Source organism: Desulfitibacter sp. BRH_c19 (assembly GCA_001515945.1).
Lineage (GTDB): Bacteria > Bacillota > DSM-16504 > Desulfitibacterales > Desulfitibacteraceae > Desulfitibacter.
Genome location: LOER01000012.1, coordinates 38555 through 45367, shown reverse-complemented (window position 1 = coordinate 45367; position 6813 = coordinate 38555). Strand labels below are relative to the sequence as shown.

Here is a 6813-nt window from a genome sequence, read left to right as displayed (position 1 = left end):
TAGAAGATGGGAGTCTTGGAGTGAAACTTGTCAACTTGTTGACATAGCTGAACCCATGCAAGGCTAGCGGTGATAGTCATCGGATAAATTAATTGTTCAATTAAGCCGCAGTAACTACATGATGCGGCGCAATAGATAGATTATACAAAACAAGGAACTTTTCATTCTTAAGTCAGACCTTATAACTTTTTCCATTATTCCTAGAGATAATGAAAAGAACTAGAGACTTTTAATGAAAAAGTTCTAGTTCTTTTTTAATTTCTGAGAAAATTTTAGTTTAGAGGTAGAAAAAGCAATACTTTTTCAGTAGCCTCCATTTTTGTGGTGTTTATGGCAATTTTTGCTTCGAGTAAACCATAAGCCGAGTTCTGTCTAGGATGATCATCTATCTAGGCCTACTGTTGCCAGTAGGCTCAAGCGACCTTACCCGGGAACGGAACGGGCAGTTCCTATGTTCCTCTATTCGGTCTTGCTCCAAGTGGGGTTTACCGAGCCAACCAAGTCACCCTGGCTGCTGGTGAGCTCTTACCTCACCTTTCCACCCTTACCATAACGGAAGTCAGAAATCGGAAGTCGGATGTCAGTACTTGTGAACAATCGGTTTGCCGATTTCTTTTATCCCAACTTCTGACCTCGGACTTCTGACCTCTGGTTATGGCGGTCTGTTTCTGTGGCACTTTCCTTAGAGTCGCCTCTACTGGGTATTACCCAGCACCCTGCCCTATGGAGCTCGGACTTTCCTCATGCTAATGCATGCGATCATCTAGCTTACTCAAAGCACATTTATAGACTTTTTTGTTTTTTGCTGGATTATTATCGTAACATATATGTATGTGGTTTGTCAAAAGTATTTAAATGGAAATAGCTTTTCATTCGCATTCATAGGTTTAGAATCGGAACAAGCTAACAGTATAGTTACAAAATTTAAAGAATTTGCAAAGTTCTATAAATAAATCTTGTCAAATCAACAGTTTCCGGTTATTCTTATAGATAAGTAGTATAAACAAATTAAGAAGTATAAAAGTGTGGAGTGAAGCCCCATGAATGATTTATCTAGAATTAAAGAGTTAGAGCAAGTGTTTAAAGCTTTATCAGATGTTACCAGGTTAAAAATTGTTGAAATGGTATCGGAAAAGGAAATGTGTGTATATGACATCTTTCAGAAATTAAACATCAGTCAACCTGCTGTATCACATCATTTGAAGATTCTTAAACAGGCCGGTTTGATAGTGGGGCGCAAAAAAGGTAAATGGGTATTATACTCTATTAACGACAACAAGAGGGATTTCTTGAAGTTAATAGAATGGTATCAAGACAACCAGGAATTGAAAACATTGAGTTCTTAATAAGAAAAACCGATCCTACCGGGTTCGGTTTTTAACATATTAAATTCATTTAAACCTGAAACCACATTTATGACAAAAAAGAGAGCCAGCGCCTACTGTTGGAGTTTGACATACTGAACATTTATCAAGATGTAGGGGCACAATTTTGTAGGTATAATTATCCATGGTTAACTCTGTATGGCCACAAATAGTTTCAAAAAATCTAAAAGGCAGAGGTTTTCTGTTCTCTTTAATCTGTTCACCAATGTCTTCATTTAATCCATAGATATCACCTAAATCATCCACTTTTATACTTAAAACCCTCAGTATATCATCTAAAAATTTTTTCGCTTCCTCAGAATTCTCAAAGAGAATCCCCTTTGTTGCAGAATGTGACATTTCTAACCCCCTAAATTTTTAACAAAATGTGCGAGTTTTGAAGGAAAAATTAAAAATAGCTGTTTCATACATAAACATTTTAAATCATTTATAAACGAAATACAATCAATTTCCCCTTTATATTCTAAATAATTCAAATAAATAAACATTGATCAGATAAAGACCGGGCCTTTTGGATTGATATGAATTTCACGAGGAATTTAGTGCATACAACAAATCTTATAGCAATCATTAAGAATTGCAATTAAAGGAATGCAGGACTTTTAGATAATTAATCAAATGTTTTAATGATGGGAATATCAGTTAGCCGATTTTCGTACAAGGCTGTGATAAATAGCACAAAGTTTCAGTACGAGGAGCGAATACAGCATATACAATATTCACGAATAGGTATATACTGATGCGGTGTGTTAGTATTGAAATTAACTCTATATTTTGAAAGGAATACTGTAATGACAAAACTCTTATCTTCAATAAAGCTTGCGGTAGTAATAATTGCGGCTTTAGTGGTTGCATCTATTTTTGCAACCATGTACCCAAGTGTAACTGTTTACAAATCTATATGGTTTAGGGGCTTGCTTCTACTGTTTGCCCTTAATCTCTTTGTATGTACTATTAATAGAATACCCGGCATGCTAGCTAAGTTGCGCAAAAATATTGATACTAATTGTGATATTAAGAACTTTGAAAAACAGTATTCAATTGAAGATGTTGCAACTGGTGAAGCCCAATTAAGAAGCTTTTTAAAAGAAAAAGGATTTAAGATACAGGAGGTCAACAATCCTAATAAATTATTTTTCCTAGCAAAAAAAGGTTCTTTGAATCTAATAGCTCCCCATTTACTTCATATTTCTTTGATTGTGGTTTTGTTGGGGGCTTTTATAGGCTCCTTTGGAACTAATGATAGGGTTATGGGTTTTGTGGGAGACCAGGTGGATATTCCTTCTGAAATAGCTCAGAATATGGCAATCCAAGTAAATGATTTTCAAACTTTATATGATAGTGATGGATCTATTGATAACTGGGTGACAGATATCACAATTTATGTCAATGATAATGAGGCTTCTAGTGGGACAACAAGAGTTAACAATCCATTTAAGCACAAGGGCATTGTCTTTTATCAAAGTTCTTATGGGTATAATCATTTAATAGAAGTAAAGGGTGAGCAAGATGAGTTTTATGCAATTCCAGATGGACAGAAATTTAGTATCGGGGATACATTTTTTAATATTCTGCATCTAAAAGAAGGGATTTTAATCAAACTGTATGAAGGGCGATCAGTTATAGATGCCAAATATCTTCAAGAAGGCGAGACTATAGATTTCCCAGGTGGTGAAACCCTGGTATATGTAGAACTTAACCCATATACGGTTTTGGCAGTAAAAGTTGACCCGGGAACTAATATAGTAATGCTAGGATTTTTATTAATGATTGTATCATCTACAATGTTTTGGAGTGGAAGATACAGAGAAGTCAATGCAGTTTTAGCTAAAACAGAGAACAAGCTATATGTAAATATAAGATGTAAAAACGAAGATATAAAGCAGGACGTCAATAATCAATTAGCAAAAAGGGTCGGGGGGAAACAATAAATGGAAAGTCTGCAAACACCCATTATGACAATATCTATTATTGGCTATACATTAGCCTTATTAATATATGTTTTATGCTTTATTTTGTCAAAGGCTTATTTGAAGAAATTAGCAAGAATTTGTACAATAGGCGCCTTTGTAATGACTACTGTATTATTAGGTATTAGGACAGTATTAACCGGAACACTTCCTCTAACTAATCTTTTTGAATTTGGCTTATTTTTTGTGTGGGGAATAGCTGCTGTATTTATTATCATTGACTATAAGTATGACCTATGGACTACAGGTATATTTGTACTTCCTATAGCAATAGTATTGTTGATATGGCTATTTACCTTAGATACTTCTGTAAGACCCATGATGCCAGCATTACGAAGCAACTGGCTATTTGTGCATGTCCTTAGTGCTGCTGTAGCATATGGAGCTTTTGCAGTTTCCTTTGCCTTATCGATAATGTATCTTCTAAAAGACTGGTTGTTATCTCAAAATGCAAATAACAAAATAATAGGAACCCTTCCTAGTTTGGAACTAATAGATGAGATATCCTATAAAGTAGTTTTTATCGGCATGCCTTTTTTAACAATAATGCTTGTTACAGGAGCTATTTGGGCAGAGTTTTCATGGGGATCGTATTGGTCATGGGATCCAAAGGAAACATGGGCTTTAATTACTTGGCTTATATATGCTGCATATCTCCATGTTAGGCTTATGAGAAACTGGAGAGGAAAAAAAGCAGCTGTCTTATCAATCATTGGTTTTGGTGCAGTACTCTTTACTTTTCTTGGAGTAAGCTATTTGCTTCCTGGAATACACAGCTATGCCTAAACAAGAGATAAGAAACAAGAGGCATGAGGCAAGAATGCATCTTAGCATCCTACCTCCTGCACGTATCCTGAAAGGGGGTGAATCTCCGATGATACAAATCCCAGAAAGTTTAAAGACCTTACTTTTAGATAAGAAGTCCATAATTATAACAAAATGGTTCAATTATTTATGTCATGAGTATCCGGATAAAACAGTAGAACTCCTAAAAAGTGATAAAAGTCAATTCGCTAATCCAGTTGGTAGTAACATGCATGACGGACTACAAGGCATTTTTGAAGAACTGTTACAAGATATGGGTTTTGAAAAAATGCACATTTATCTAGACAAAATTATTAGAATTAAAGCAGTACAGGATTTTTCGCCATCTAAGGCAATTGCATTTATTTTTATATTAAAGAGGGTAATAAGAGAAGAACTTCATAGTCAATTGGGAGAGGAGGTAATGTATAAGGAATTGGCTGTTATTGAAAAAAGAATTGATGATATTGCCCTTGTAGCCTTTGAAGTTTATTCTAAGTGCAGAGAAACTATTTATCAAATAAGAATAGATGAAGTGAAAAAAAGGTGTGATATTTCAGAAAGGATCAATACTTTAAACCAGTAAGGGACTTATACGAAAGGATATAAAACCCACCGAGGCAATAATGAATTGTGAATTTAAAACTAGTGAGAGGGTGATACAATGGCAAAAACTCCAAAGCGAGATCAACTGCTCAGCATAGATTATAATCCCCCTAAAACAGGGTGGATGGATACACCAGTTGATTTTAAACCTGGGACTTGGTGTTATCCAGGTAAAGCAGAGAGCCTAGAAATTATTGATTTTCCTAACCCCAGGAAGTGGTCTCCAGAAGATGAAGATTGGAAACTCCCTGAGAACTGGAAACAAATAATTTTTGATGGTCTTAGAGAAAGACTTGAAAGATTTCGCTCCTTAAAATTATTTATGGATATCTGTGTAAGGTGTGGTGCTTGTGCAGATAAATGTCACTTTTTTATAGGATCCGGTGATCCCAAAAACATGCCAGTTTTAAGAGCTGAACTATTAAGATCTGTATATAGAAAAGAGTATACTACTGCCGGCAAAATCATGGGTAAAATGGTTGGGGCAAGAGATTTAACTGAGGATGTAATAAAGGAATGGTTTTATTATTTCTTCCAATGTACAGAGTGCAGGCGCTGTTCAGTATACTGCCCATATGGCATTGATACTGCTGAGATAACCATGATAGGTAGAGAACTACTTAATCTAATTGGCTGCAATACAGATTGGGTAATCACACCTGTAGCTAACTGTTATATGAAGGGTAATCACTTGGGAATACAGCCACATGGTTTGGTAGATTCAATGGACTTTTTAGTAGAAAACATTGAAGACCTTACAGAAATAAAAATTGATCCTTCTTGGAATAGAAAAGGTGCGGAAATTTTATATGTTCCTCCATCAGGAGACCTTTTTGCTGATCCAGGTACATTTGGAATTATGGGTCAGCTAATGGTAATGCATGAAATTGGACTGGACTATACTTTGAGTACTTACGCTTCAGAAGGAGGAAACTTTGGTTCATTTGCTTCTATGGAAATGGCAAAAAGATTAAATGCTAAAATATATGCCGAGGCCAAAAGACTAGGTGTCAAATGGATACTTGGTGGGGAATGTGGTCATATGTGGAGGGTGGTCCATCAGTACATGGATACCATGAATGGACCTGCTGATTTTCTAGAAGTCCCTGTTTCACCTATAACTGGAACAAAATTTGAAAATACGAAATCCACAAAGTTGGTTCATATTACAGAATTTACTTCTGACCTTCTGTATCATAACAAACTCAAGCTAGATCCTAGCAGAAATGACGAGTTGAAGGTTACCTATCACGATTCATGTAACCCATCTAGGGCTATGGGACTCCTTGAGGAACCTAGGTATATTCTCAAGCACGTTTGTAATAACTTCTATGAAATGCCTGATGACACAATTAGAGAACACACCTTCTGTTGCGGTGGGGGTGCAGGTCTTGGTTCAGATGAGAACATGGAAATGAGGATGCGTGGAGGCTTCCCAAGAGCCAATGCAGTAAACTATGTTCACGAAAAACATGGCGTGAATATGCTTTCATGTGTTTGTGCCATTGATAGGGCAACTCTGCCACCGTTAATGAGATATTGGAACCCACAGGTGGATGTATGTAGTGTTCACGAGCTAGTTGGTAATGCCCTTGTTATGGAGGGTGAAAAGAAAAGAACTGAGAATTTACGTTTTGAACCTCTAGGAACGGAGGAGGATGACGATGAATAACTCCCGTAATATTATTATTGGAATTGCAGTATTAGTTATCCTATTTAGCTATCCATTTTGGGGTAGTTTTGGGAAATCTGCTGCAGCTCCCGACATAAGCTTTAACACACCAGAGATACAGTCTCTTGCAGAGGCGCAATGTATTGAGGATGCTGAATTTATGAGAGGTAATCATATGCAGTTGTTAAGTGACTGGAAGGTGTCTGTTGTACGTGAAGGCAATAGAGTGTATGTGTCGGAAGCCAATGGTGAGGAATATAACATGAGTTTGCAAAATACATGTTTAGAATGTCACTCCAACAAGGACCAGTTTTGTGATGCATGTCATGATTTTGCTGACGTAGATCCCACCTGCTGGACTTGTCATGTTGAATAA

The 6813-nt window shown here is 36.3% G+C and carries 7 protein-coding genes, 1 other RNA gene and 1 other annotated feature; of the genes, 6 read left to right on the top strand and 2 right to left on the bottom strand.

The genetic code is table 11. The features are described from left to right. Positions 1-342: 342 nt before the first annotated feature. Positions 343-775: bacterial RNase P (locus APF76_02465), an RNA gene on the bottom strand. Then, positions 555-649: a sequence feature (possible 16S ribosomal RNA but 16S or 23S rRNA prediction is too short), on the bottom strand. It overlaps the preceding RNA gene by 95 nt. Before the next feature lie 265 nt (positions 776-1040). On the opposite strand from APF76_02465, the gene APF76_02460 reads away from it, so the two are divergent. Continuing rightward, positions 1041-1346: a hypothetical protein gene (locus APF76_02460; protein KUO52817.1), complete on the top strand. Its 306-nt coding sequence runs from the start codon at positions 1041-1043 to the stop codon at positions 1344-1346. A gap of 45 nt (positions 1347-1391) precedes the next feature. Here the strand turns inward: APF76_02460 and APF76_02455 are convergent, their stop codons facing one another. Then, positions 1392-1724, bottom strand: a complete 333-nt coding sequence (locus tag APF76_02455) for a hypothetical protein (protein KUO52816.1) — start codon at positions 1722-1724, stop codon at positions 1392-1394. A 452-nt stretch (positions 1725-2176) separates the two neighbouring features. On the opposite strand from APF76_02455, the gene APF76_02450 reads away from it, so the two are divergent. The 5 genes from APF76_02450 (at position 2177) to APF76_02430 (ending at position 6813) form a co-directional block, all read left to right on the top strand. Continuing rightward, positions 2177-3316, top strand: a complete 1140-nt coding sequence (locus APF76_02450; protein ID KUO52815.1) for a hypothetical protein — start codon at positions 2177-2179, stop codon at positions 3314-3316. Further along, positions 3317-4141, top strand: a complete 825-nt coding sequence (locus APF76_02445) for a hypothetical protein (protein KUO52814.1) — start codon at positions 3317-3319, stop codon at positions 4139-4141. Positions 4142-4229: 88 nt separating this feature from the next. Next, the gene (locus APF76_02440; GenBank protein ID KUO52813.1) at positions 4230-4745 is read left to right on the top strand and encodes a hypothetical protein; all 516 of its coding nucleotides are present in this window, start codon (positions 4230-4232) and stop codon (positions 4743-4745) included. Positions 4746-4823: 78 nt separating this feature from the next. After that, the gene (locus APF76_02435) at positions 4824-6437 is read left to right on the top strand and encodes a menaquinol oxidoreductase (protein ID KUO52812.1); all 1614 of its coding nucleotides are present in this window, start codon (positions 4824-4826) and stop codon (positions 6435-6437) included. Beyond that, positions 6430-6813 carry a hypothetical protein gene (locus tag APF76_02430; GenBank protein KUO52811.1) on the top strand — a complete coding sequence of 128 codons (384 nt, stop codon included), beginning with the start codon at positions 6430-6432 and terminating at the stop codon, positions 6811-6813. The genes APF76_02435 and APF76_02430 overlap by 8 nt, the downstream gene beginning before the upstream one ends.

What these genes read in the sequence shown, in the direction of transcription:
- APF76_02455 (KUO52816.1), bottom strand. Translation starts at nt 1,724, where the DNA reads ATGTCACATTCTGCAACAAAGGGGATTCTCTTTGAGAATTCTGAGGAA.
- APF76_02450 (KUO52815.1), top strand. Translation starts at nt 2,177, where the DNA reads ATGACAAAACTCTTATCTTCAATAAAGCTTGCGGTAGTAATAATTGCG.
- APF76_02460 (KUO52817.1), top strand. Translation starts at nt 1,041, where the DNA reads ATGAATGATTTATCTAGAATTAAAGAGTTAGAGCAAGTGTTTAAAGCT.
- APF76_02445 (KUO52814.1), top strand. Translation starts at nt 3,317, where the DNA reads ATGGAAAGTCTGCAAACACCCATTATGACAATATCTATTATTGGCTAT.
- APF76_02435 (KUO52812.1), top strand. Translation starts at nt 4,824, where the DNA reads ATGGCAAAAACTCCAAAGCGAGATCAACTGCTCAGCATAGATTATAAT.
- APF76_02440 (KUO52813.1), top strand. Translation starts at nt 4,230, where the DNA reads ATGATACAAATCCCAGAAAGTTTAAAGACCTTACTTTTAGATAAGAAG.
- APF76_02430 (KUO52811.1), top strand. Translation starts at nt 6,430, where the DNA reads ATGAATAACTCCCGTAATATTATTATTGGAATTGCAGTATTAGTTATC.